We start from the raw sequence: 26,876 nt of genomic DNA, 5'->3' as shown, positions 1-26,876 counted from the left end.
ACGGCATACCTTTATGCCTAATAGCAACGCGCAAAAACCTAGCTAATCGAAGTGCTCTGGCATGATTATTGAATACTCTGTAATAGTAGGTATTAAATGCTGTTTATCAGCTGTTGTTGAGAGACGGAGCCGTTTATAGCGTGATAAAAAAATAAACGATGACCGCGTTCAACCAGCCCCATTACTAAGGACAGACGCATGATTAGCACTGCATTAAACACAGAAAACAAAGGCAATTTGGTGGTGATTGGCAACGGTATGGTCGGTCATCACTTTATTGAACGAGCAATTGAGCAAGGACTACACCAGCAATTTGATATTCATGTATTTGCTGAAGAAGACCGCCCTGCTTATGACCGTGTTTATTTGTCGAGCTACTTTGAACATAAAGATGCCAGTAAGCTGAACCTAGTAGATTTAACGGCTTACGAATTATCAAAAGTTAATTTGCATTTGAATCAATGTATTGTAGATATCGATTCAGCCAGTCAGCGTATTACTACTGAGGCAGGCGAGATTATTGAGTACTCTGAGTTGGTACTGGCGACAGGCTCATATCCTTTTGTGCCGCCCATCCCAGGCCGCGAGCATCCGCACTGCCACGTATACCGTACCATTGCAGATTTAGATGAGATTTTAGCAATTGCCGATTTGCCCACTGTCAAAAAAGGCGTGGTAGTTGGTGGCGGTCTACTGGGGCTTGAAGCCGCAAAAGCGCTCGTGACGCTAGGGCTGGATACCTATGTGGTTGAGTTCGCACCGCAATTGATGGGCGTTCAGCTTGATGCCGCTGGCGGTGAGATTTTAAAGCGTAAAATAGAAGCACTTGGTGTCAAAGTACTGACGGGGAAAAACACCAAAGAGATTCTGTCTAATACCGCACTTAACCCTGATGACACCATCGGTGACGGTCAACATTTAACCATGCAGTTTACAGATGGCACCTCTCTAACAACCGATATGATTGTGTTTAGCGCCGGTATTAGACCGCAAGATGGTCTTATTAAAAACAACCCAGAATGCGGTATTGAAATGGGCGGACGTGGTGGCATCTTGATCAATGAGCAATGTCGCACCAATGTAGATCATGTTTATGCCGTGGGCGAATGCGCAGTATGGGACAACAAAGTATTTGGTCTGGTGGCTCCCGGCTACAACATGGCCAATATCTGTGCCGCGCAAATCGCTGGTGATAGCCAGCAGATATTTACGGGTGCTGACATGAGCACCAAGTTAAAACTGATGGGTGTTGATGTGGGTAGTATTGGCGACGCACATGGCTCAAGCGAAGGCAGCTTAAGCTACCTGTATCAAAATCCTGCTGAGGGCATCTACAAAAAACTGGTCACCACACCTGATAACAAACGCTTGCTTGGTGCTGTACTGGTAGGCGACACCGAAGACTATAACAACCTATTGCAATTGTATTTGAATGACATTGACCTACCTGCACACCCAGAAAGCCTGATATTACCCAATGTCGAAAAACCCGTGATGGGCATCGACAATCTGCCAGATACTGCCACGATTTGTTCTTGTTACAACGTGACCAAAGGCGCTATCTGCTCGGCCGTCGAAAACGGCGCATACTCCGTCAGCGATGTAAAAACCGTGACCAGTGCTGGTAGTGGCTGTGGCGGCTGTGCCCCTATGGTCAAAGATACGGTCAGCTATCAACTCACCGCCATGGGCTTTGAAGTAAACAATGACTTGTGTGAGCACTTTGCGTACTCTCGTCAGGATTTATATAGTCTGATTCGTGTGCACGGCATCAAAACCTTTGATGAATTACTAACTGAACATGGTAGCGGTCATGGTTGTGAGATATGTAAACCAACGGTCGCCTCTATTTTGGCATCGTGCTGGAATGATTACGTACTCAAAACCGAACTGACACCACTACAGGACAGTAACGATTACTACTTAGGTAACATCCAAAAAGACGGCACTTATTCCGTTGTGCCGCGTGTGCCGGGCGGTGAAATTACTGCAGACAAGCTCATCGTACTGGGTCAAGTAGCGAAACAGTTTAATTTGTACACCAAAATCACTGGTGGGATGCGGGTCGATCTGTTTGGCGCACGCATGGAGCAATTGCCTGATATTTGGACGCAACTGGTACAAGCAGGCTTTGAGACTGGCCATGCCTATGGTAAATCTTTACGTACCGTGAAATCTTGTATCGGTAATAACTGGTGCCGTTACGGAGTCGATGACAGCATTGGCCTCGCCTTAAGATTAGAGAATCGTTATAAAGGCGTGCGCTCACCGCACAAAATCAAGATGGGTGTGTCGGGCTGTATGCGCGAATGTGCGGAAGCGCAAAGTAAAGACTTTGGCATGATTGCGACTGAAAACGGCTGGAATTTATTTGTCTGCGGTAATGGTGGTATCACCCCGCGTCATGGCGAGCTGTTCGCCACCGATCTCGATACCGAAACCATGGTCAAATACATCGACCGCATCATTATGTTTTATATTAAAACAGCGGACAAGCTACAGCGTACCTCAAAGTGGCGTGAAAGCTTAGATGGCGGGCTGGACTATCTGAAGGCTGTCATTATTGAAGACAGTTTGGGCATAGCAGATGAGCTCGAAGCACAAATGCAATTGTTGGTCGACAATTACGTGTGTGAGTGGGCAGCAACGATTAACGACACCGAAAAACTCAAGCGTTTCCGTCATTTTGTAAACAGTGAGAAAGGCGATGATAATGTCGTTTTCGTGACTGATCGTGAACAGATTCGCCCAGCGACTGATGCGGAAAAAGCAACCATCAATCTGGTTGAATTGGCCTAGCCAAGGAGGAGTGCCTTGTTAGTTATCACAAAAAGCAAGGCGCTGTTTTTTGACTCATGTTTTGCAACTCGTAACTTGTTACTCATGACTTACCACTCATACAGAGCAATATTACCATCACTAAGGATACCGCCTCATGAATCAACAGACTATTTGTACACTTGACGATATCATTCCTGAAACCGGTGTCTGCGCCCTGATAGATGGCAAACAAATTGCTATCTTCCGTACCAAACAGAATGATTTATTTGCTCTTGATAACTACGATCCATTCAGTCAAGCCAATGTATTGTCTCGGGGGTTGATTGGTGGAACCACGATTACAGATGATACAGGGACAGCAAAAGAAGTGCTTTATGTGGCCTCGCCCATCTATAAACAACGCTTTAACCTAGCTACTGGCCAGTGTTTAGATGATGAGAGTATTGTGCTCAATACTTATAAATTTGAACTTGACGGAAATAATGTAGTGGCAAAGTATGAATAATAAGAGACATTAACTCTTATTTTGATAGGTTGTTAATAACTGCTCTATTAACCTAAAACATCCTTTGAACCTCGGATTCAAAGGATGTTTTAGGTTTGATAATTACGCTGAAACACTATGATCTATGCTTTTCAAACTACTTACCCAAACTGAAAAGCAGACAATTGCGTTTTTAGCACTTGCTGGGAGTAAATCTTGTGCCCTTTGTCACGTCCTGCTGCACCCACCGCTATCATAAGCGGTAACAAATGCTCTTCTGCCCCTAACGGATGTGAGTCAAGCGCGTGAGGAGCATTTTTCCAATTGGCCAATGCCGTGAGTCGTTTATCCGAATCTGCTGATTCTACAGTATTCGTTAGCCATTCATCAAAATGCTCTGATAGTTCAGTAAAACGGGTATCGCCATAACCACGCATATTATGAAAGCTCATACCGCTACCAATAATCAACACTCCTTCTTTACGCAATGATGCCAATGCTTGACCAGCCGCCAAATGCGCCTTCGGTTCTAGATTGTTACGTAGTGATAGCTGTACCACTGGAATATCGGCCTCAGGGTACATCAGCTTTAGGGGTATAAATACCCCATGATCAAAACCGCGCTCCGCATCTTGTTCATTACCTACCCCTGCCTCTTTCAGTAGACTACTGACTTGCTCCGCCAATACTGGCGCGCCTGAGGCTGGATAAGTCAAATTATAAGTATGCTCAGGAAAGCCATAATAATCATAAATGAGCTCAGGTTGCTCGCCAGCGGTGATACTAAATTCAGCCGTCTGCCAATGCGCACTAATGATTAAGATAGCCTTTGGTCGCTCAGGTAAACGATCAGAAATGCCCTTTAAAAACGTTGCCATCTCATGCCACGTATCCGAGGGTTGCCAATCCATAAAAAAACAAGGCCCTGCACCATGCGGTATAAACAGTACAGGCTGGCTAACTGACTCATTAGATAAAAGTGTTGTCATAACTTTCCTCTTGTTGCTTGTCTTAAATGACTATTTTCAAATAGCTTTATTCACTAAAATTGAAGGATCCCATTTACAATGATGAAGCCTAGCCTAATTTTTCTGATAATACCTTATCCATACTGAAGGAACCGCCACCTTGAATAGCTAGGGCAAGCGTAGCCACCATCAATGTTAGCGCGTATTCATAACCGCCATTATCAGCGAATAGCCCATTGCTAATATGGACAGAAAAAATAGCCACTAACATGGTAAAGGCTGCGGCTAAAGCAGCTGGTCTGGTTAGCAGGCCTAACACCAGAGCCAGACCACCGAAGAACTCAGCACCGCCTGCTAGTATCGCCATCAAGTAACCCGGCTCCATACCCATACTACTTAACCATTGAGCCGTACCTACCAATCCATTGCCACCAAACCAGCCAAACAACTTTTGGGCGCCATGGGCTGCTAAAATTAAGCCAACGGGTACCCGAAGCACTAAGGCCGCTGCTCCAGCTTTTGATGTCAAAATAGTATTTAATAGTGATGATTTCATTAATGCTTACTCCATAAGGTATGATTAGAATAAATAGTGTCGAAAATGATATAGGCACACTTTACTATCAACGCTATAAAAGAGTAAGCTCAGTTATATTGAATAATTATCAACATACTGTTTATAGTGGATTTGATATCAAGAGAAATATAGGGACAGATATGGATAGAATCGATGCGATGCGCGCTTTCGTCGCGGTAGTGACAGAAGGTAGCTTTAGTAAAGCGGCTATTACGATGCAGCTCTCGCCGCAGCTAGTAAGCAAGTATGTGGCAAAGCTAGAGGAGGAACTACATACTCGCCTGCTCAACCGCACTACACGCAAAGTCAGCCTGACTGAAGCTGGTAGTCAATATTTTACGCATGCGCAGCAGATTTTATTGAGTATTGATGAGATGGCATCGCAGTTAGGCGGCTTACAGCAGCATCCTAAAGGCGTCCTGCGAATCAGTGCGCCCGTGTCCTTTGCCTTAAAGCATATGGCAAAACTCATCACTGATTTTCAGGCGCGCTATCCGTCAGTTACCGTTGATCTGCAGTTGAGTGATCGAAAAGTAGATATCGTTGAAGAAGGGTTTGATATTGCCCTGCGTATCGGACAGCTCCAAAGCTCGTCGCTTATCGCCAAGCAGATTGCTCCGATTCGCGTGGTATTATGCGCCTCGCCTGAGTACCTCAAAACTCATGGCACCCCTAAGCAGCTTGAGGATTTAGAATCGCATCGCTATTTGCATTATAGCTATATGAATGTCGAAACTAAGGGTCAAATCTACAAATACCTAAAGACCAAACAATTCAAAGAACGTAGCGTTTTCCATAGTAATAATGGAGACGTACTCGTTGAAGCAGCTATTGCAGGCGGAGGGTTGATATTACAGCCGACTTTTATTGCTAGCGAAGCATTAAGCACTGGCAAGTTGGTCGTAGTGTTGCCAGAATATGAACCTAACCCTTTAGGCTTGTATGCTGTCTATGCCCATAGAAAACTACTACCTCACAAAGTCAGATGCTTTATCGATTTTATGACCGACTACTATGGCACGCCGCCGTATTGGGATGAGAATATACAGCTCTAAACATAGAGACATAAAAAAGCCACGATACATTATGGATCGTAGCTTTCGGTTCAAGCAAACTTAAGCGATCTGATTTGACGATCAGATCCAACCTTCTTCTAATAGGTGCTCAGTATTGCTGATTTTAAAATTATTGCATAAGTCATAGAATGCCATTGGGTCTTCAACATTATCGAGCAACTCTCGTTTATGCAGTGCCACAAATAACGCTAACGCATACGCCGCACTATGGATGGACTTTTTAGGATTAAAAGTAATATCAGTGAACCCTTGATATTGAATGACCTCCTCATGTAGCTGAGAGTTTTGCTTGAGCGCATTCACGTATAGCCAGTCATAAAACGTCGTTAACGGCTCTACGCCCCACTCCATACCAAAGTAATTATAGCCAATGAGTTCGCCTGAGGTTGTAAGTCGCTCATCTTTACGTGCTTGTCTTGGCGCTACTGTTAGCAGATCAAGATAAGGACCACCATCTTCAAAGATCATGCTGGCTTGAAAAGCGTTTTCGACACTATATGGATTGCCATCATGCTCATCCGTAATCTGTAAGCTGAAAGGGCTTAGCGGAAAACTTAGCTTATTGCCAGACTTGCTAGAGAGCTCGAGTACTTGCTTAAACCCATACTTTTTACGAATGACTTGTTGTAGGTCATTGATAGATTTTTTCTTTTGTCTGCTCGCAAATCCCACATGTCGCTCAAACATAACCATATCCGTTTTTACCAAATTGTCACTGTTGACTTTCGGCATGAATACGGGTCTTTGTTCTATCGTATTTGGTACTTCTTCCATAGTGATGTGCCTTAATATCAATGGTCTTGTATAAAGTATGCTTTCATAATTAATCTAGCAAAAATGCTTGTGACAGTTCATTCTGTCACTGCTATCAACGTTCTTTATTATTGGGGTTTTACTTTCTAGTAATAAAATATCGCTGCTCAATCTGAAATGCGCTGAACCGAGTCAACGCTCGCGGAGGCAGTTTATCTTATTCTTAGTCATTTATCCTACCCTATTTCAAGGTTATTGATAACCTTACTGAGTTTTTTGCATCAATGCCTTGTATGGTATAAACATAAGCAGTGTATTTGACCTATATTCGTCTTACTTTATCCTGATCGTAGTCAAATTAATGGCTGTTCTTTATCACTGAACCGAAACGTAGATACGCTATCATTTCCATGAACATGCGCCTATACATGTAGAATGCGTAGAATAACCGTGATAATCTCCGCATAATATGCATTAATAAACAATTTTCTAAGGACGCTTCACAATTTGAGAAACGTCTAATTAGGGAGGATCTAGAGTATCAAGGGAGGAATTGAAAATGTTTAAAGTTGCAAATAATAAAATAGATATTTCTCACGTTAGGAAACGTTCATTAGGTTTCGGAAGAGATGATCTAGGTGAAAACTCATGTGGTTTCATCTGGAAAGAAAGTATCGAGGATTTTTTAGCAAGAACGGAAAGTATAATTAATGACTTTATCATGGAGTGTCACATAGATGATAAAGATCAAGAAGAACCTGATATTTTATATCTTTATGAATTAAGTTACCCATTCATAAGAGATCTACTGGAAGAACAGCCTAGTTATTTCTTAGAACTAGTAAGTGAGTACGCAAGCTTACTGGTACTACCCCCTTTTTTCGATACTCCGTATATTGGAAAAAAAGACGATATAAAGTCTGGATTTACCATCAATCAGATTGATAAAGTTTACTTTGATGATGATACGATAGTTTTTGAAGGAAAAGGCTGGTTTTATAATCGTGATTAGCTCTTTATAAATAAGGAAAAAATAGCCGCAGGTTCGATGCCTGTATAGCGCACCAACCACGATTTTATGAGATAGGCGCAAGATTGAACGATCTATCCACTACCCAAAGTTGGACGTTAAGAACGGCACACCCTCGCCATGATATTGAACGTCAAAACAGACATAAAAAGCCTTAGCTAGGCTTTGAGAGATGAAAATGAAAAAAAGTAGCAAGATAATTCTATTGTCCTTGATAGCTGTGCTATTTTTGGCTCTTGGTGGTGGGCTATATATTCTTTATCAAGGCTATCTAGTGATTCTATATTCTGTCTAGTAAGTGGTTTTAAGGATGATAAAAGTTTAAGGATAATAAAAGAATGAATCAAGTCAAAAAACCTTCGGGTTAATCATAATAATTACACTCACAAGTACACTAATAGCAACCATAAAGATATAAAATATTTAATATCAAAAATTTAGGTTCTGTTTTCAAGTCCTCACTAGGTTACCGCCCTTGTTTCCATGAGATAAGTTATCGGCAATACCCTTCTTTGTTATCTACTACTCCTCTCATTTTAACCTTCCACACCCTTACTTCATAATCACAACACGGTTCAAGAGTAATGTTTTGAAAGCATTATAGAAATACGCTTGACCTTACCATGATGTCAACCTATATGCTGTCACTATAGATTTGAAAATAAGATTAAAAATATAGTTAAAAACGACAGAGGTTGTTATGAAAACAAAAAATACTAAAGCCCCTACTTATCAAGAAGTGCTGAGCATTGAAGGCATGAGTTGCGCGTCTTGTGTTGGGCGTATCGAAAAACAATTAAAAAATATTGAGCACGTTGAAAACGCCGAGGTAAATCTTGCCACTGAACAGGCGACTGTTTATTCATCTCAGCCTTTAGATGTCGCCCAGTTAAACAAAGCGGTAGAGCGCGCAGGCTATAAGGTGACTGAAACCAAGCCTATCGAGCTATCTATAGAAGGCATGAGCTGTGCCTCTTGCGTTGGACGAGTAGAAAAATCCTTGGCAAAAGTCGCTGGCGTGCAACAAGTCACAGTAAACCTTGCGACTGAACGCGCTTGGATTAAAGGCGATGCTCAAATACAAACGAGCGACTTAATTGAGGCCGTTAAAAAAGCGGGCTACGAGGCCAAACTGGTAGAACAAGATCAAAGTGATCGACAAGATAAGAAAGCCTCGGAGCAAAATCAGCTTAAACGAGATTTAGGACTTTCTGCGCTGTTGTCACTGCCCGTATTCATTCTAGCAATGGGCTCGCATATGATTCCAGCCTTTCATATGTGGGTAGTGAATAACCTCGGCACTCAGCAAAGTTGGCTAATACAGTTTGTCTTGACCACACTGGTATTACTCTTTCCAGGCCGACGCTTTTATCAAAAAGGCGTGCCAGCCTTATTGCGTTTTGCGCCAGATATGAATTCGCTAGTGGCGATTGGTACCATCGCAGCATATGGCTTTTCTCTCATAGCGACCTTTATCCCGCAAGCGTTACCTGAAGGCACGGTGCACGTTTATTACGAAGCCGCTGCCATGATTGTGAGCTTGATATTATTAGGACGCTATTTTGAAGCAAAAGCCAAAGGTCGTACTTCTGGGGCCATTCAGCATTTAGTAGGCATGCAGGCAAAGACGGCCCGTATACAGCAAGATGGCAAAGTTATTGAAATCCCTGTAGAGGACGTCACCGCACAAATGATCGTTGAGATTCGTCCAGGCGAGCGTGTGCCTATCGATGGCGAAGTCGTTGACGGTCACAGTTATATTGATGAATCTATGATTACTGGTGAACCTGTCCCTGTGAAAAAACAAGCAGGTGATCAAGTAGTCGGCGGTACTATCAACCAAAACGGTACCGTGAATATTCGGGCAACGGCCATTGGTGAAGATTCTGTATTAGCGCAAATCATTCGTATGGTAGAACAAGCCCAAGGCTCTAAATTACCGATTCAAGCATTGGTGGATAAAGTCACCATGTGGTTTGTACCAGCGGTGATGTTTTTATCAGCATTGACCTTTATAGTTTGGTTGATTTTTGGCCCTGACCCTGCCTTAACCTTCGGCTTAATCAATGCGGTTGCCGTGCTCATTGTGGCCTGCCCTTGTGCAATGGGATTAGCTACCCCCACCTCTATTATGGTCGGCACGGGTCGCGGTGCAGAGTTAGGTGTGCTATTCCGTAAAGGCGAAGCGCTACAAATGCTTCAGGACGTGAGCGTGGTGGCCGTTGATAAAACAGGCACATTGACTGAAGGCAAACCTACGTTGACAGATTTTCAAGTTCAACAAGGATTTGAAAAAGAACAAGTCCTACGTGTGGTGGCATCGGTTGAAGCAAAATCTGAGCATCCCATTGCCTTAGCCATTGTACAAGCCGCAGAACAACAGAATATTCAACTGCTGCCTATCACTGACTTTGAAGCGATGACAGGTTTGGGTATTCAAGCAAACGTGGCAGGCCAAGTGATTCATATTGGCGCGGATCGTTACATGCAGCAATTGGGGCTTGATGTTGCTCCTTTTGAGCAAGATGCGCTACGTTTGGGGCAAGAAGGTAAAACCCCACTCTATGTCTCTATTGACCAGCAGTTAGCCGCTATCATCGCCGTTGCAGATCCTATTAAAGAGACGACTCATGCCGCCATTGCCGCACTACATCAGTTAGGCTTAAAAGTGGCCATGATTACAGGTGATAATCGCCATACCGCCCAAGCGATTGCCGAAAAATTAAATATTGATCAGGTAGTGGCAGAAGTATTACCCGAAGGCAAAGTGGATGCGATACGCCAGTTGCAAGAACAATATGGCCGAGTGGCATTTGTTGGTGACGGTATCAATGATGCCCCTGCATTGGCTCAATCTGATGTTGGACTGGCCATTGGTACAGGCACAGACGTTGCGATTGAGGCGGCTGAAGTGGTGCTAATGTCAGGTAGTCTGCAAGGTGTGCCTACTGCAATTGCCTTGAGTAAAGCCACCATCAGTAATATCAGACAAAATTTGGCTTGGGCATTTATTTATAATGTCGCCTTGATTCCGATTGCCGCAGGTGTCTTGTATCCCGCATTTGGTATCCTGCTCTCACCCATTTTTGCGGCAGCCGCCATGGCGCTGTCATCTGTTTTTGTCTTAGGTAATGCGTTACGCCTCAAGTACTTTAAAGTATAGTCAGCGAACTACTAAACCGCTACAGAGTAAATATAGCATCGTAAAGGATATCAATATAGGGTTCAAATACACAGGTTATTTAAACCCTTTTGTTATTTAAGTCCCTTTTTAAGTTAGGGTGTGTCCTCATTTAAAAAATGGTGATCAAAATGAGATAAATTGTAGTCAAACGAGAAAAATAGCGTAGATAATATCGAGATATTATCTACGCTATTTGACGCTGTTTGGCAAAATTTAGCCATTTTTAGCCCAGTTAGATGACTATCGATTGAATTGAGGACACGCCCTAGGAGGAGAAATATGAATATTGGTCAAGCATCAAAGCAATCAGGTATCTCTACCAAAATGATTCGTTACTATGAGCAAATTGGCTTGCTAGAAACAGTAAATCGCTCGAACTCAGGTTATCGCTTGTATTCTAAAGACGATATCGACGACTTATGCTTTTTAAGACATTCTCGTGACTTGGGGTTCTCATCCAAGCAAATGAAAGAGTTATTATATTTGCGCAAAAATGCCAACCGTCAGAGTGCAGATGTGAAGCAGTTGACACAAGAGCATATCGAAACGTTAAACCAAAAAATCGCGCAATTGCAAGAGATGGTCGACTCGCTACAGAACTCTTTTGATCATTGTGCAGGCGATGATAATGCAGACTGCGCTATCTTAGAGGATCTTGGGCAAGGTCAATAAAAACTACTTTCGCTATATCAGACATGTCGGCATAGCTCCTTACTGTCAGTCGCCTAAAATATTCTCAACAATATCTGCACTCAAGCCCACACGATCAATCATTTCCACTAGAATAACCGTATAGGTAATACTGGCTCCATTGGTTAAAACCAATGGAGCGTTGCCGTTATGAATAGAGCCGTTAACAAGCACTATCAAAAGAGAAGTAAAAAATTAATACAGCTTAAGTATTGACGATCAGCTTAGTGCTAGTAGTTGATATCAGTCACACCTCAATGATAGGCACAGTTTTTCTGCATTTGGCGCCGAAGGCGCGTAGTTAATGACTTATTAAATTTCATCAAACTTCTGTTTTAACTTGTAGTTACTACTCAGTAATCTTTGAATATGAAACTCTTCGAAACCCAACTGCTGTAGAAGATGAAGTTGAAAAACTGCTTCCATTTTTTGACATAGACTCCATAGTTCCGAGCCTTTCAGAGAATCTTTTTCAAGCTCCTCACTATAGTGAGTAAGATAATTTCTAGTGTTGACTACGTTTCTAATAAACTTCTTTCGCTGCTTTTGACTTCCGATATAAGACTTGTAAGGCTCAATAATCCGTTTAATCCTTTGACCAAGATTAATTTCATTGCCATGATACAATCGCCCCAACAACCATCTTCTATTTTGTTTTGGACAACTCCATAGAATGGATGCGATCATTGCCCTAAACTCTGCTTCACTTTTCAAAGTCTCATTCGATGTTCTTCTATGATACGTTTCTAGCGCTTGTGCAAGTGCCAAGAATTTTCCATCCAGATACTTGTGGTCTCCAGATACTGCAGAGAAATACAGCCCAAGAGATGGGCGTATTATCGAATAGGTACTAAGCCATTGATTAAATACATGTTCAGCATTTCCATTAATGTCTGCAAACCGAAATAGCATTTTATGTTGATCAATTTTGGGTACATTATCTGAAAAAGGTCGACTAGGATAGTATAGTTTCATAGGCACAGGTATTGTTTTCTCCTTTGAAATTTTTCTGACTATCTCATTTGATGTTGCAGATACGTCACTAATCGTGACTGTAGAATCAACCGCAAAACCAAGTAAGTACGTAATTCGATGTACAATCTTGCCGAATTCTGAAAACTCCTTTGCATCCTCAGATGATAATTTGAAGTACGTTTGATGAGTTATCTTAGCTTCTGTTGTATTATCAAATCCCGGAAGCGTATATCCGAAAAGGATATGCAACTTAAACCCTGTTTGTAAGTTGTAAACTATTTCTTCCTGAGGAGTATAAGTTATAGTTGCTGTTTTGTAGTCACTGCTACGGGAAATTTCTATTCCGGTTATCCCTACCCACTCATTTATACCTTCTACTGTGAAAGAAACAGTATTAAATGTAATAGCTTCGTCTTTATCATAAGCAACCCCGCTAATGACTTTATTGACATGAACTGTTGATTTGCTTATACCGCCAAATGCAATATTCTTCTTTCTGTAGAAACAGTTCTCTAGAGTAACAAAACCATCTTTTTCTACGTGACCAACAATTCTTCTTAGATCATCATTTCCATTAAGAGCTTCAATACTTTCATCAAATAGACCAACTACCTCAAGTTCAATTTCTCCACCATCTAGTATAGATAAGGTTCCTGGAATTTTTTTACCTTCGTTTTCAGGTAGCCAAAAGTAACCAGATTTTTTCAATTCTTCTTTAATTCTCATTTGACTTCCTTATAAAATCTAATGCCTCGTTAAGAAGCTCAAATAATCCCTCAAAATAAGCAACGGAGTAACATACCAATTGTTATTTACCCTTGTTTAACACCTTATTAAACCACGATTTCCGTAAAAAATTCAGTTTTCACAGAGTTAGCGATAAAACATTGCGCAAACGATGATAATACTCAGCACATAAAAAACCCTTTAAGCGACAGATGATGCTTAAAGGGTTTATATTTTGTCTTAACTAAAACTACGTTAACGGTCTTTAACGACGAGCTAACTCAAAAATAGGCTGTCCGTATTCAACGTTCTGGCCACTTTCAACCAAGACAGCCGTGACCGCACCTTCTTTATTACTAATCACTGGCTGCAAACGGGTCAACTCATCAATGAAGCAAACGGTTTGACCTTTTTGAATGTGGTCGCCTTCTTTGACTAGGTTGTCTGTTGCATCGCCTTCACTTAAGTAGACCTGCCCTACGTAAGTGGCACCTACTTGCAAGACATCACTACCAGTCTGATCGGTCTCATGAGTAGTCGTGGCCTCTATAGGACTAGCGCTAACATTATTCTGCGCACCTAAATTATTAACCACTCTAATAGACTGCCCGTTGTCTGCAATCGTGACTTCGTGCAGCTGACTGCTTTCAACCAGTTTGACCACACGTGCTATTTGCTCTATATCCATAATACATTCCTTAACTTAATTTTTTAACTCATGCCCAGATATTTAGCAATGGTCATGACACTTAGAATACTCATCACGATAGCGATTAACCAACCAAATGCCGCAATCCAAATCGGATGCTTATAGTTGCCAACGATATTTTTTCTGTAGGCGGCAATCAGAATGATGACCATAGCGATAGGCAGTACCAAACCATTTAACGTACCGACCAATACCAATACTTGAGCCGGTTTACCGATAGTGGCAAACACCAACGTTGAGATCACGATGAAACCAATAATGAAGTAGCGTTTATAAGTCTCAATGAACGGATGAAAGTTGGTCATAAAAGACACAGAGGTATAAGCAGCACCAATCACCGAGGTCACAGACGCAGCCCAAATCACCATACCAAAAATAACTTTACCTGCGTTTCCTAAAATGTACTGAAACGGCGACATGGCTGGGTTGGCAGGATCCAATGCAAAGCCTTGAGATACCACGCCTAATACGGCAAGGAATAAAAATACGCGAATAACAGAGGCAATCAAAATACCAGAGACCGAGCTTCTGGTTACTGATTTTAAATTCTCTTCTCCGCTGACGCCTGCTTCTAATAAGCGATGCGCACCTGAAAAAGTAATATAACCGCCAACCGTACCGCCGACTAACGTTACGATAGCCACTGCATCAATTTTGTCAGGCATGATCGTTTTACTGACAGCTTCTGCTAATGGCGGATCAGATTTAAAGACCACATAAATGACCAATACAATCAGGATAAAGCCCATTAACTGAGCGAACTTATCCATCATAGGCCCCGTTTCTCGGCCTAAAAATATGGCGACGGCAATCACACCACTGATCAGGGCGCCTGTGATGGGCGACATATTAAACATGGACTGCATGCCAAGTCCGGCACCGCCAATATTACCAATATTGAAAGCCAGACCACCCGCAATGATTAAGAAAGCGAGCAAGTAACCGACACCAGGGAACACCAAGTTGGCGATTTCCTGTGCACGCTTTTTGGAGACAGCGACTACTCGCCAAACGTTAAGCTGGACGCCGATGTCCATAACAATAGATATTAAGATAACGAAACCGAAACTTGCCATTAGGCTTTCGGTGAATGTGGCCGTTTGGGTCAAAAACCCTGGCCCTACTGCTGATGTAGCCATCAGGAAGGCCGCGCCTAAAATGGCGGTATTGTGTTTTTTTATAGTGCTCATAAACATCCTTGTGCTATATGGGATTATTTAATCAAATGATTAGGAAACGGATATTTAATGGGCAGATATAGTGATACCTTTGAGCTCTAGTTGTTTCTTTATTTCTTGCGCAAATAAAATAGCGTGCTCACCATCCCCATGTAGGCAGATACTTTGTGCTTCTACTGGTACGGTTTGACCGCAGACACTGGTGACTGTCCCTTCAGTGACCATTTGTAATACATGTTTAACGGCCTCGTCTGTGTCGGTGATTAAGGCATTGTCTTTAGTGCGGGAGACCAATGAGCCGTCTTTTTCATAGTTCCTATCGGCAAACACTTCTGATATCGAGGCTAAACCCTGCTTTTTGGCTGCTTTAACCAGATAACCACCAGACAGACCCATGACTTTTAGATTTGGATCAAATCGTTTGATTTCACTGGCCAAAATGTCTGATAAATCTTCATCAATAGCGGCTTGGTTGTACAACGCACCATGCGGTTTTACATAGTCTAATGACACACCAACCAAGTCACAAAGCGCTTTGGTTGCGCCCAACTGATATGCCAATAAAGCACGATACTCAGATTCGCTTAATGGCTGATGGATACGGCCAAAGTTTTCTCTATCGTTTAGACCAGGATGTGCGCCTACGCTCACGTTGTTTGCTTTTGCCAATTGCAGCGTTGCTAGCATCTCGCTATAAGACCCAGCGTGCAAGCCGCAGCAGACATTCGCTGAGCTGACTATCGTCAATAATTTATCGTCTTGCCCGCAGCCTTCAGCCACATCAGCATTTAAATCAATTTTCATTGGCATACTCCTTTATTTGATCGATGTAATGTTGTCTTTTCTGTTGTTCACGCAGCGCCTGCTCTAACGACACAATGACGAACTGACAGGCTTTGCCAAATCTAATCTGTGCCATCAGCCCTATGTCTGCTTGAATCACGGTTGCGATTTTAGGATAGCCACCCGTCGTCTGCCCATCTGCCATTAACACAATCGGTTGTCCTTGTGGTGGCACCTGAATCATGCCAATATCAACGCCATGTGAGCTCATTTCTACTGGCTTACTAAATTCAAGCGCTGTAGCTCCCTCCAAACGGTAACCCATACGGTTGCTACTGCTTTGTAGTTTCCATGGCTGGGTCTCAAACGCTTGTTGAGACGACTCAGTGAAGCAATCATATTCACTGCTTTTTATCACTCGAATAACCTCGGTTGGTGCAAGACGGGCTACCCCAATGACAGGCAGGCTGGATTCAGATTTTACCGTTAAGCTGTCATCGGCTTTTAAATATCTGCCTTCAAATCCGCCAAACCCTGCTTTGAGATTGGTGCTGACTGACTGCAATACTGGCTCGATATCAAAGCCGCCATGCACACATAAATAGGTATACATGCCTTGTAGCGGGCGCAAAAGTTTGAGCGTTTGCCCAGCTGTTGCATTGATACGCCAATAACAAGGAATGCGCTTATCGTCTAGATAGGCCTCGTATAAAGCACCCGTTAAGCAAAAGCTGACGCTTTCTTCAAACTGTATGGTTAGCTCACCGAGCGCTATTTCAATAGCGGGTTCGTTGGCTTCGTTTTTCATCAAAGCATTGCCGGCTTGTAGCGCCCAGCTGTCCATCACGCCATTTCTACCCACACCCATACTGCGGTAACCCAGTCGTCCTGAATCTTGAATACTAGCAAGGGCACTTGCAGTTAAAATTTTCATTGATACCACCTGTTTATTTGTCTTTTTGATTCATGCATCTTTTATTTATCGCTTATTGATGAATATCAATCGCTTTAAATGTCAAAGTATCGCCTGCGTTAAGCAACGTCGGAGAGGTTTTGGTTAAATCAAATAAAGCAGTATCCGTCTGGCCGAGTAACTGCCAACCGCCTGGAGACTCAAAAGGATAAACCCCTGTCTGCTCGCCGCCTATACCCACTGAGCCTGCGGGTACTTGAGTTCTAGGGATAGCGTGTCTTGGGAAATACAGCGACTCAGACAAGCCGCCAAGATAAGGAAATCCTGGCTGAAAACCGATAAAGTAAACGGTATAAGTGGCTTTAGTATGTAGCTCGACAACGGCTTCAACTGAGAGATTTAGCTCATTCGCCATGGCCGCTAGATCGGGGCCATATTTTCCACCGTAATGCACTGGTATCTCGACGTGCTTGCCATGGATGGTTTTTGAAGGGATATCATTGAGCAGATCTGACAGCCTATTTTTAAAGGTAGTAAGCTCAGCCCAAGTTAATGGCACGATGAATACACTGAGCGTATTCATACCAATCACCACTTCGATGACTTCTGGCATTTTCTGGATACTGTCTGATAAAGCCCAGCATTTTTGTTGTTTTTCTAAGGTGATCGGTTTAGGGAAAAACAACGCGAGATTGGTTTCACTGCATAGTTGCCATTGTAGTTCCATTAGCACGCACTCCATTACTTTGTATTCGCTATAGTCAAATCCCCTATAAATTTGATACGGTATCAGGCTCGCTTAGTCTACGACTTGTAGTACTTTCACTCGCCTTCCTTGTATCCAAATTATATTGAATCAACTACATTTTGATTCTGACGCTTCTGACGCTAATGTCAGATTTGGTTTTCATTTTTGCAGGCAAGACTTGACTTATATATTGTCTTGTATCCACTGTTCCAGATAATGAATGCTCATTTGACCTTCACAAAACACCTCATCTTCAAAGAGACGTTGATGCAGACCAATATTGGTATCAATACCGGTGATTTGCACTTCTGATAATGCCGCACGCATTTTTTCTATCGCTTTTTCTCTTGAACGATCTTGTACACATATCTTGGCAATCAAACTGTCATAAGATGGCGGCACGGTGTAGTTCGATTCAGCATGACTATCCACTCTGATACCAAATCCTGCCGGCATGTGGCAGTAGTCTATGCGTCCAGCATTTGGTAGAAATGTCTGCGCGTTTTCGGCATTGATACGGCACTCAAAAGCGTGTCCGGTAATGGCGATATCACTTTGCTTGTATGCTAGCGTGAGCCCTGCAGCTACTCTGATTTGCTCTTGCACAATATCCACGCCCGTCACCATCTCAGTGATGGTGTGCTCAACTTGCACACGAGTATTCATCTCGATAAAGAAGAATTCGCCGTTTTCATATAGAAACTCAAACGTGCCTGCGCCTCTATACTGCATTTGCTCGCAAGCTGTGACACAGGCTTGACCGATTTTCTGGCGCTGCTCTTCAGTAATACCAGGTGCTGGCGCTTCTTCAATGACTTTTTGATGACGACGCTGCATAGAGCAATCACGCTCGCCTAAATAAATCGCATTACCGTGAGTATCAGACATGACTTGCACTTCGATATGACGCGGTGCTTGTAGGTATTTTTCAAGATAGACAATGGAACTACCAAAATTGGCTTTGGCTTCAGTTTGTGTCATAGAGATAGCGGATAGTAAGTCGGCTTCTTTTTCGACCACACGCATCCCACGACCGCCGCCGCCGCTTGCCGCCTTGATAATGACTGGATAACCGACCTCATTGGCAATCTTGATAACTTGCTCTGAATCAGCAGGCAATGCGCCATTCGATCCAGGTACACAAGGCACGCCAGCCATCGTCATTTGTTTTTTGGCTTCAACTTTGTCGCCCATGTTTCTGATATTGTCAGCCGTTGGACCAATAAACGTGAGACCTGAACCTTCAATCAAGGCCGCAAAATCAGCGTTTTCAGACAAAAAGCCATAGCCTGGATGGATAGCTTGTGCGTTGGTAAGCTTTGCAGCGGACACGATCGCTCGTTGGTTAAGATAACTGTGTGTGGCATTGGCAGGCCCGATGCATACTGCTTCATCGGCTAGGCGCACGGGTAACGAGTCTTTGTCTGATTCAGAATGGGCAATGACGGACTTAATACCTAGCTGTTTGCAAGCTCGGATAATACGTAGCGCAATCTCGCCACGATTGGCAATTAAGATTTTTGTGAACATGTTTATTCCCTTAAAAATATAGTGTCAAATACAGTGTTTGTGCAGCGTCTATACAATATTGAGTAGCTATTGAGTGGCTTTAACTGTTTGGCTCTATAACAAATAAGGGCTGGGCATACTCTACGACATCACCTTCATCAACCAAAATCTCTTTAAGCGTACACGCAGTTTCTGCTTTGACCTCATACATCATTTTCATGGCTTCAATGATGCATAGTGTCTGCCCTACTTCTACCTTATCTCCTACCTGAAAAAACACTTCTGCTGTCGGCTCAGAGCGAAGATAAAACGTACCTAGCATAGGCGCTATCACTTGGGATTTCTCCACCTCTGTAGTCACAGTTTCATCACTACGATCACTGTCTACATTGGTATTATTATCCGTACTATTTTGAGTAGTTTCGATTTGAGGCTCTGAATGAGACGCCCTTGGGTTGCGAGTATTAGCGATATGATTGCCGCTACTTTGGTTGTCGTCAGACTGGCAAACGATAGAAATACGTGCATCACCATCAGTGACTTCTAAAGATTTTATATCGGCGCATTCTGCAAGTTTGATCAGTTTTTCAAGATCCGTGAAATTGATATTCATATGATTGGCTATTCCGTTAGAGTGAAAGTGAACAATTATTTTTTATAAAAAATTCGTACCTAGTGATGTATGTAAAGTGTGATTGTTGAACGATATGTGACAATTTATTGATTGGCTTATTGAAATAATAGTTTGAAATTAATTATCTCTATGCGTATTAAAAGTGCTGTTGTCATCAGAAATTATAGAACTGCCAAGTCTTCATCTCTTGGGTCGCAGATAAACATATGTCCTGGTGAATGCGTTATCATCAGCTCTGGCTTACTAGTCATAGCGATACTTTGCGGCGTCACACCGCAAGCCCAAAATACAGGGACTTCGCCTTCTTTTATGATGGATGCATCACCAAAATCAGGCGCATGAATGTCGGTTATACCGATGACACTAGGGTCTCCGATATGAATAGGCGCGCCGTGGACTTGCGGAAATCGAGAGGTGGCTTGGACGGCTCTGGTGATTAATGGATAAGGTATTGGCCGCATGCTAACCACCATTTTCCCATGAAACTGTCCTGCAGGCTCAGTCTCTATGTTTGTGATATACATTGGCACATTGTGATTGTCTTCGATATGTCTGATAGGAATAGACGCATTTAGCATGGCAGACTCAAAGGAAAAACTGCATCCTAAAAGAAAGCAGACCAAATCCTCTCTCCAGTAGTCTTTTAGATCTGACACTTCAGCCACTAATTCGCCAAATTTGTATATCCGATACTTTGGGACATCAGATCTCAAGTCTGCGCCTTTTGCCATGAGACGTGGCTCTGAGCTACCGACATCTGTTACATCTAAAATAGGACAAGACTTTGGGTTTCTTTGTGCAAACAATAAAAAATCATAGGCCAAATTTTTGGGCACTATGACTAGGTTTGCTTGTATATGACCTTTACACATGCCGGAAGTCGGCTTGTTAAGTTCATTTTTACTGATTAACGCTCTGACCTCTGTCGGCGTCATATTTGCTAAATCTAACATTATTACAACCTCTTACGCTTTATTATTTTTAGCAGATAAAAGTTTATGATTTGTTTTATATTGGTATGGCTATTTATAACTTTATTTCATATACCGAGAACTATGATTATCGTTATGTAACTTATCAGAACAACTTCGATATGACAAGATATGAATACAGAAATATGTGATGAATATGATGAGTGATCTTCTTGAACGCACAGTTAAGGATGCAAATTGAACTATGAATAATGTCAAAAAAAAGGGCTCAAGCGTCGAGCGAGTTTTGCAAATCGTAGAAGTATTGGCCAAATCTGCTAAGCCTATGGGCGTTATTGATTTAGCAGAAACATTGGACATCCCTGTACCTAGTATGTACCGATTGTTAAATCAGCTACAACCGCTTCAATTTGTCCAATTAGATTTGCATGGAAAAGTAACCTGCGGAAAAAGAACGCATGACCTAGCTTTAGACCTGTGGAAAAACAGTCCTTTTAAAGCGGAAAGGTTGGCGATATTACAACAGCTTTCTGCCAAAATTGGTGAGTCGGTAGGGATTGCGGTGCTGCAAGACTTAGAAGTGGTGTATATCGATCGTGTGATATCTGACTGGCCTGTCCAAATACAGTTACCTACCGGAACCAATATACCTATCTGGGCCTGTGCCAGTGGTAAATTATTGTTGACGCAGTTGGCAGATAATAAGTGCGAGCGTATTGTAGAAAAACTATCGATACAGGCGCTCACGACCCATACTCAGACTGACAAAAAACAACTCATGACGTCCATTGCTGAAGTACGTAAGACACAGATAGGGACAGATAATGAAGAGTTTATTCCTGGTATGGTCGCCTGTGCCGTCCCGATTCCGAATGGTGAACAGCCCGCATTTGCTACGGTATTTACTCATAGTCCTACTGTCAGAAAATCTTTGGATGAGCTACTGAGCTATGTGCCTGTCATGCAAGAAGCTGCCAATGAGCTATCTGTTATTTTCAATCAGGAATATAATGAGTAGCATGTCATAACATGCTATAACGTTTGCATGTCAAGCCTCTTAGGTGTTGATACGAATATGAATGTATTGAGGTTGTAGATAGCACACTTCCATTACATCAACGCTCACTTGCTACTTTTATCCTCTCAACCAAGAAATCGACGGCGGCTTTTACCTTAGGCACTAGATAGCGCTGCTTTTGATACAGCAGATATACGGCCATATCAGCGTGCTGCGTGATTGCTAATGGATGCTCAAATTTAATCTCTTGCAATGCGCCTGACTCAAGATATGAGGATAGTGCCCAGCGAGTGGACATCAAAACCCCTTCACCATTACAAGCCTTTTTGGCAAGCCATGGTCCATTGTTTGAGATCGCAACTGCTGGCCCTGAGACATCATGCCACTGATCATCTACATGGCATAACCAAGGCGTTGGCCCATTTGGCGCTTTAAAATACAGGCCTTTATGTTCCTTTAATTCCATCACATGATTAGGTGCACCATGCATCTCTAAATAACTGGGCGACGCAACCGGAATAAACCCATTGTCCATGAGCCTAATGGCAAGCACTCGCTCATTTGGTGCATAACCACCGCGAATCGCAATATCGACATCGTCACGTCCCAATGCGGATAATTCATCACTGAGACTGACATCTAGCACAATCTCTGGATACAACTCACCAAACTCATCCAACAGTGGTAGCAGTATTTTTTCACCAAAACCCACCATAGAGCTGATGCGTAAGCGCCCCATTGGTGTCGTTTGATAACTGCGTACTGTTTCTTTGCTTTGCTCGAGCTGATCCAATACTTGCTGCATATCGTCATAATAGACCTGCCCTACTTCGGTCAATTTAACAATTCGGGTCGAGCGCTTTAACAGTGTTGCGCCCAAACTCTTTTCTAAATCAGATACTCGTCTCGATAGTGAGGATGGCGGCACTTTGAATGCATTTGCGGCCTTAGTAAAACTGCCCGTTTCTACGACTTTGCTAAAATACTTGATGGCACGTAATTGATCCAACTGATTTCTCCATTTAGATGAATATTTGAGCATTTTCGCTTTATTATTGTCTTAAAAGCAATAGTGATTCACGTTATTCCTTATATATAACCACATTAAAACCAGTAATAATGTGATTAACTTAGGGCGTGCTTGATATTCGACCATGGCACTGACAGAGACTATTTTTTAGACAGTTCGACGTTAAAAATAGTAAGTTTAGTCATTCTAAGCGTCTATGTTTTAACAATGAAGTGGCAAAAAATAGTCCTGTCTCCTTCTGTTTATATTGGAGCTGATGCTAAAACTGCCCCATACTGTGTTGTAAATCTAGCTAAGGCACGAGCATTACCATCGTTTTACGCCTTGTCTGGAACCGTTTTAGCAATCAGCAGTGCCTATTTGTGAATATCAAACACGCCCTAAACGTTGCAATGAAAACACGATTAAAAATAACTTTTACGTCAACAATGGAAGAATGACTTATGATTACTTTGCACGGCTTTGCTGCAAGCAACTATTACAACATCGTAAAACACGCTCTTTTATATAAGGGCATTCCGTTCCAAGAGGACCTTTTATACGCTGGTAGTGATGATCTACTGACTGTCAGTCCAGTGGGTAAAGTACCTGCAATCACCATGCCTGACGGTTTTAATCTGTCGGAATCTAACGTGATTTGTGACTTTTTGGAAGAAACCTATCCTGAAAAGCCGCTATATCCTACCGATGCAGCAGAACGCGCGACTGTACGTCAGATTATGAAAATAGCAGAGCTTTACTTTGAGCTACCAAGTCGTCGTCTGATTCCATACGTATTTTCTGGTACTCAAGCACCTAACGCAATCAAAGATGAAGTACGTCAAGTATTGGGCCGCGGTATTATTGCGATGAATCGCTTATGTAAATTTTCTCCTTGGATTGCAGGCGAGCAATTCACCATGGCCGACATCTATGTGCATCACGTCAACACCATTGTAAACGCTTTTGGATCTACTCAGCTTGAGTGGGATGTACTGGCAGAAATGGACGGCATGAAAGAATGGAACAAAACTATGAGTGAAACCGAGATTGCAAAAAGCGTTCAGGCAGACAGTCAAGCAAACATGCCTGAATTTATGCAACACGTTAAAGCTCAAATCCAAGCCGCAAACGCTAAATAACATATGACAGTGTGGCCACTAAAAATGAGCCACATTAAGAAAATTACTAAAGCTCAATAACCTAAAGCACGGCCAATACCGTAGAGGAATTGGTCTAAAAATCCAACTATTTGCAGGAACAAACCTTATGACCGATAAAAATAAACAACTGACCTCAACCATCAGTGATGACAACAAATTAACCCTGGCTTTACAAGAAATTGATATGCCGCAACCCGGTGCTGACGAAGTTGTCGTTCGCATGGAAGCCATGCCATTGAACCCTTCTGACTTTGGTGTGATGTTCAGCGCCGCTGATATGTCAACCGCTGTACAATCAGGCACTGATGACAGCCCGATCATTACTGCTGACGTGCCAGCTAAATTCATGCCATCACTCAAAACGCGGGTAAATAAAGACACGCCTGTCGGTAACGAAGGCGCTGGTACAGTCGTCGCAGCAGGCTCATCAGAAGCCGCACAAGCACTCATGGGCAAAATGGTTGCGGTAATTGGTGGCGGTACATATCGTCAATACCACTGTGTCAATGTAAGGAGCTGCATAGAAATGAAAGACGGCACGACAGCTACCGAGGCCGCATCGTCTTTTGTAAACCCGCTCACCTCACTGGCAATGGTCGAAACCATGCGCGCTGAAGGTCACAAAGCCATCGTACATGCAGCAGCTGCTTCTAGCCTTGGTCAAATGCTAAACCGTATCTGTATGGCAGACGGTGTTGATTTGGTGAATATCGTCCGTAAAGACTCGCAAGAAAAGCTATTGCGCGATATGGGCGCAAAATATGTGGTGAACTCAAGCAGCGAGACGTTCCTTGCCGATTTGACCGCCGCGATTACTGAAACAGGCGCTACGATTTCGTTTGACCCTATCGGTGGCGGTAAGCTCACCAGCGATATTCTAAACTGTATGGAGGCAGCTATTACTCGTGACGTAGAAGAATACAGCGTCTATGGCTCAAATACCTTTAAACAAGCTTATATTTATGGTGCCTTAGACCGTGGTCCGATCACCTTAAACCGTAACTTTGGTTTTGCGTGGGGTGTGAATGGTTTCTTATTGTTCAATGCACTTGGTAAGCTTGGTAGTGAAACGGTTCAGTCCATGCGCAAACGCGTGGCAGAAGAAATCACCACTACCTTTGCGAGCAGCTATACGCATGAAGTGACCCTAGAAGAAGCGCTACAATTAAAATCAATCGCCGCTTATGGCAAACAGGCGACTGGAGAGAAGTACTTGATCAAGCCTCAAGCTTAATAATGTCTAGAAAGCTGTTATAACTTAAGATATAGCAACTTCCTCATAGACTGATTTTTGATAAAAAAAGCAGATACTAATAACGGTATCTGCTTTTTTTGTACTTAATTATTACTGAATGATGTAAGTAAAAGGCGGTAACTTAGCCTTTTTAAATACTGACTCTGTGAACATTGTCTTTTCGAGTATCGCCTTTTTGAAGACTCCTTATTTGAAAATCAAAGCGTCCTTGTAGTTATATGACTTCTTTATGATAATTAAAATCCAGACACGCTAACTTTTAAATAAAAATATTAGACATTTTAAACTATCTACTTTTTGAGAGATGACTATGAAAAATATAATGAAAATAATGGTGGCCTCCACGCTTGTTATGAGTGCACTTGCTACTGGCTGCCAAACAACGACTAGTGTTACCAAACCAACCGTACAGCCAATCACAGTAGAGACGTTAGAGGCGAACAATTGGCGCCTTATAGATGCCAAGCTTAATAATGGAGACTTGGTTGAAGCGTTATTTTTTGATCCATCAAGACCATTAACGCTGGACTTTATGACTGTTGAAGGCCGCAATATGGTAAGCCTTATGAATACCTGCAACAATATGAGCGCAGGATACAGTGTGACGAATGGCGAGGTAGAACTGAGCGCAATCAGAAGCACTAGAATGGCCTGCCCTGAATATTTAGCAAAGTTTGATAGTGCTGCTGCCACAACAGTACAAGGCAAATACAGCTTTGGTAAAAATAGCGATAACAACCCTGTGCTAGTCATTAAGAATGACAATCAAACGGCTCACTTCAAAGCCGTTCCTAAAACAAAAACACCTTAAGGACTGTTACATAGCTCTATCTCAAAATTATGAAAAATGCCTCACTATAAATTAGCGAGGCATTATTTATATCAACAAATTGCTAGCCTCAGCATCAGTAATAAAAATTGCTTTAAGCTATTTCATAGAGCACTGAAAACAAGTATCTAAATCAACCATAATAAGGATATGTCATGTCGTTTATTAAATTTTGCACTTTGGCACTCATTGCCACATCCTCTCTAACTGCGTGTAGCAGTCATAGCCAAGCTAACTCGAATGATAAAACGAGTGCTAGCCAGTTTGAAAACCGTAACTCATTCATAAGCACCCTAAAACCAAACAGCGCTGAAGCGATAATCGGTCAAGTAACAGGCATTACTTCACAAGACAGAAATCAGCAAAAAGTCACTATCGTAGCCCAAGATGGAAAGTCCTATACCGCATCTATTAACAATACCAATTTTGGTCAGCAGAATGCTTATCAAATGCAAAAATTGGCGATAGGTGACTATATAGAAGTTAAAGGTGACGTAGAATTAACAGGCGATCAATCAAAGCCAGATGGTGAGCATCAGCTAACTGTACATGCCATGCCATATGTATTACGCAAAATCATTGTCGCTGACCATCAAGTAGACTGCGTAGGCGTTGCGCCACAATCCTGCCTTTTAACAAAGCCAGCTGACCAAGTAGGCAGTCAAACAGATTGGCAGTATAGATACAGTGGTATAGAGGGTTTTGATTATGAGCCGGATTATGAATATACCTTGCTTATAAAAAATACAGCCGTTGCTAGACCACCTGCCGATGCATCGTCAGTGCAGAGCAAACTGATACAAGTCATTGAAAAGAAAAGAACCCAGCCTTAGTAATAAAGATATACCTCCTCTAAACAGACAAGCAACCACACGATTAATTGTTAACATTATTCAACCTGTGGTTGCATCTGACGTTTATTACGCCTAGTATTTCGCTCCTTTAAATAATT

24 protein-coding genes are annotated in these 26,876 nt (G+C 42.5%); 11 read left to right on the top strand and 13 right to left on the bottom strand.

Features of this window, described 5'->3' with window-relative positions; translation table 11 throughout:
- Positions 1–198: 198 nt before the first annotated feature.
- Together nirB and nirD are read left to right on the top strand one after the other, a co-directional pair.
- The gene (gene nirB / locus SJY28_RS09695) at positions 199–2,799 is read left to right on the top strand and encodes a nitrite reductase large subunit NirB (RefSeq protein WP_379544284.1); all 2,601 of its coding nucleotides are present in this window, start codon (positions 199–201) and stop codon (positions 2,797–2,799) included.
- Positions 2,800–2,935: 136 nt separating this feature from the next.
- Complete coding sequence (nirD, locus tag SJY28_RS09690; protein WP_379544283.1) at positions 2,936–3,286, top strand: nitrite reductase small subunit NirD; 351 nt, start codon at positions 2,936–2,938, stop codon at positions 3,284–3,286.
- 140 nt (positions 3,287–3,426) lie between these two features.
- On the opposite strand, the gene SJY28_RS09685 is transcribed toward nirD, so the two are convergent.
- On the bottom strand, positions 3,427–4,254 hold the full coding sequence (locus tag SJY28_RS09685) for a DODA-type extradiol aromatic ring-opening family dioxygenase (RefSeq protein ID WP_379544282.1): 828 nt from the start codon (positions 4,252–4,254) through the stop codon (positions 3,427–3,429).
- Between the two features lie 88 nt (positions 4,255–4,342).
- Positions 4,343–4,789: a DoxX family protein gene (locus SJY28_RS09680; protein WP_379544281.1), complete on the bottom strand. Its 447-nt coding sequence runs from the start codon at positions 4,787–4,789 to the stop codon at positions 4,343–4,345.
- 161 nt (positions 4,790–4,950) lie between these two features.
- On the opposite strand from SJY28_RS09680, the gene SJY28_RS09675 reads away from it, so the two are divergent.
- The gene (locus tag SJY28_RS09675; RefSeq protein ID WP_298810871.1) at positions 4,951–5,865 is read left to right on the top strand and encodes a LysR family transcriptional regulator; all 915 of its coding nucleotides are present in this window, start codon (positions 4,951–4,953) and stop codon (positions 5,863–5,865) included.
- Positions 5,866–5,946: 81 nt separating this feature from the next.
- On the opposite strand, the gene SJY28_RS09670 is transcribed toward SJY28_RS09675, so the two are convergent.
- Complete coding sequence (locus SJY28_RS09670; RefSeq protein WP_379544280.1) at positions 5,947–6,660, bottom strand: DUF6977 family protein; 714 nt, start codon at positions 6,658–6,660, stop codon at positions 5,947–5,949.
- Between the two features lie 538 nt (positions 6,661–7,198).
- Between SJY28_RS09670 and SJY28_RS09665 the strand changes: the two genes are divergently transcribed.
- The 3 genes from SJY28_RS09665 (at position 7,199) to cueR (ending at position 11,525) form a co-directional block, all read left to right on the top strand.
- Complete coding sequence (locus tag SJY28_RS09665) at positions 7,199–7,651, top strand: hypothetical protein (RefSeq protein WP_379544279.1); 453 nt, start codon at positions 7,199–7,201, stop codon at positions 7,649–7,651.
- A 718-nt stretch (positions 7,652–8,369) separates the two neighbouring features.
- A complete protein-coding gene (locus tag SJY28_RS09660; protein WP_379544278.1) occupies positions 8,370–10,832 on the top strand; it encodes a heavy metal translocating P-type ATPase in 2,463 nt (820 codons plus the stop codon).
- A 300-nt stretch (positions 10,833–11,132) separates the two neighbouring features.
- The gene (gene cueR / locus SJY28_RS09655; protein ID WP_379544277.1) at positions 11,133–11,525 is read left to right on the top strand and encodes a Cu(I)-responsive transcriptional regulator; all 393 of its coding nucleotides are present in this window, start codon (positions 11,133–11,135) and stop codon (positions 11,523–11,525) included.
- Between the two features lie 330 nt (positions 11,526–11,855).
- Here cueR and SJY28_RS09650 read toward each other — a convergent pair whose 3' ends face one another.
- The 9 genes from SJY28_RS09650 to SJY28_RS09610 all read right to left on the bottom strand — a co-directional run bounded on the left by SJY28_RS09650 (position 11,856) and on the right by SJY28_RS09610 (position 20,671).
- Positions 11,856–13,244, bottom strand: coding sequence for a HEPN domain-containing protein (locus tag SJY28_RS09650; RefSeq protein WP_379544276.1), 1,389 nt, complete (start codon positions 13,242–13,244; stop codon positions 11,856–11,858).
- Positions 13,245–13,509: 265 nt separating this feature from the next.
- Positions 13,510–13,932, bottom strand: coding sequence for an acetyl-CoA carboxylase biotin carboxyl carrier protein (locus tag SJY28_RS09645; protein WP_379544275.1), 423 nt, complete (start codon positions 13,930–13,932; stop codon positions 13,510–13,512).
- Between the two features lie 23 nt (positions 13,933–13,955).
- Positions 13,956–15,143 (bottom strand): NRAMP family divalent metal transporter, encoded by a 1,188-nt coding sequence (locus tag SJY28_RS09640; protein ID WP_201572342.1) that lies wholly within the window; start codon positions 15,141–15,143, stop codon positions 13,956–13,958.
- A gap of 54 nt (positions 15,144–15,197) precedes the next feature.
- Positions 15,198–15,935 carry a 5-oxoprolinase subunit PxpA gene (pxpA, locus tag SJY28_RS09635; RefSeq protein WP_201566478.1) on the bottom strand — a complete coding sequence of 246 codons (738 nt, stop codon included), beginning with the start codon at positions 15,933–15,935 and terminating at the stop codon, positions 15,198–15,200.
- Entirely contained in the window at positions 15,925–16,848 is a 924-nt protein-coding gene (locus SJY28_RS09630; protein WP_379544274.1) for a biotin-dependent carboxyltransferase family protein, read from the bottom strand. The genes pxpA and SJY28_RS09630 overlap by 11 nt, the downstream gene beginning before the upstream one ends.
- 52 nt (positions 16,849–16,900) lie before the next feature.
- Entirely contained in the window at positions 16,901–17,554 is a 654-nt protein-coding gene (gene pxpB, locus SJY28_RS09625; RefSeq protein ID WP_379544273.1) for a 5-oxoprolinase subunit PxpB, read from the bottom strand.
- A gap of 204 nt (positions 17,555–17,758) precedes the next feature.
- Positions 17,759–19,105, bottom strand: a complete 1,347-nt coding sequence (accC, locus tag SJY28_RS09620; protein WP_379544272.1) for an acetyl-CoA carboxylase biotin carboxylase subunit — start codon at positions 19,103–19,105, stop codon at positions 17,759–17,761.
- A gap of 79 nt (positions 19,106–19,184) precedes the next feature.
- Positions 19,185–19,697 carry an acetyl-CoA carboxylase biotin carboxyl carrier protein gene (gene accB / locus SJY28_RS09615; protein WP_201566487.1) on the bottom strand — a complete coding sequence of 171 codons (513 nt, stop codon included), beginning with the start codon at positions 19,695–19,697 and terminating at the stop codon, positions 19,185–19,187.
- Between the two features lie 182 nt (positions 19,698–19,879).
- Complete coding sequence (locus SJY28_RS09610) at positions 19,880–20,671, bottom strand: putative hydro-lyase (RefSeq protein ID WP_379544271.1); 792 nt, start codon at positions 20,669–20,671, stop codon at positions 19,880–19,882.
- Between the two features lie 223 nt (positions 20,672–20,894).
- On the opposite strand from SJY28_RS09610, the gene SJY28_RS09605 reads away from it, so the two are divergent.
- Positions 20,895–21,668: an IclR family transcriptional regulator gene (locus SJY28_RS09605; RefSeq protein ID WP_379544270.1), complete on the top strand. Its 774-nt coding sequence runs from the start codon at positions 20,895–20,897 to the stop codon at positions 21,666–21,668.
- A 97-nt stretch (positions 21,669–21,765) separates the two neighbouring features.
- Here the strand turns inward: SJY28_RS09605 and SJY28_RS09600 are convergent, their stop codons facing one another.
- Entirely contained in the window at positions 21,766–22,677 is a 912-nt protein-coding gene (locus SJY28_RS09600; RefSeq protein WP_379544269.1) for a LysR family transcriptional regulator, read from the bottom strand.
- Between the two features lie 464 nt (positions 22,678–23,141).
- Between SJY28_RS09600 and SJY28_RS09595 the strand changes: the two genes are divergently transcribed.
- The 4 genes from SJY28_RS09595 to SJY28_RS09580 all read left to right on the top strand — a co-directional run bounded on the left by SJY28_RS09595 (position 23,142) and on the right by SJY28_RS09580 (position 26,757).
- The gene (locus tag SJY28_RS09595) at positions 23,142–23,819 is read left to right on the top strand and encodes a glutathione S-transferase family protein (protein ID WP_379544268.1); all 678 of its coding nucleotides are present in this window, start codon (positions 23,142–23,144) and stop codon (positions 23,817–23,819) included.
- Between the two features lie 127 nt (positions 23,820–23,946).
- On the top strand, positions 23,947–25,074 hold the full coding sequence (locus SJY28_RS09590) for a zinc-binding dehydrogenase (protein WP_379544267.1): 1,128 nt from the start codon (positions 23,947–23,949) through the stop codon (positions 25,072–25,074).
- A 331-nt stretch (positions 25,075–25,405) separates the two neighbouring features.
- Positions 25,406–25,906 carry an META domain-containing protein gene (locus SJY28_RS09585; RefSeq protein WP_379544266.1) on the top strand — a complete coding sequence of 167 codons (501 nt, stop codon included), beginning with the start codon at positions 25,406–25,408 and terminating at the stop codon, positions 25,904–25,906.
- 173 nt (positions 25,907–26,079) lie between these two features.
- Positions 26,080–26,757: a DUF4377 domain-containing protein gene (locus SJY28_RS09580; RefSeq protein ID WP_379544265.1), complete on the top strand. Its 678-nt coding sequence runs from the start codon at positions 26,080–26,082 to the stop codon at positions 26,755–26,757.
- The last annotated feature ends 119 nt before the right edge of the window (positions 26,758–26,876 follow it).

It is taken from the genome of Psychrobacter sp. R86515 (genome assembly GCF_042466315.1).
In the GTDB taxonomy this organism is placed as follows: domain Bacteria; phylum Pseudomonadota; class Gammaproteobacteria; order Pseudomonadales; family Moraxellaceae; genus Psychrobacter.
The sequence above is the reverse complement of the archived record's forward strand: the minus strand, read 5'-3'. Positions and strand labels throughout refer to the sequence as shown.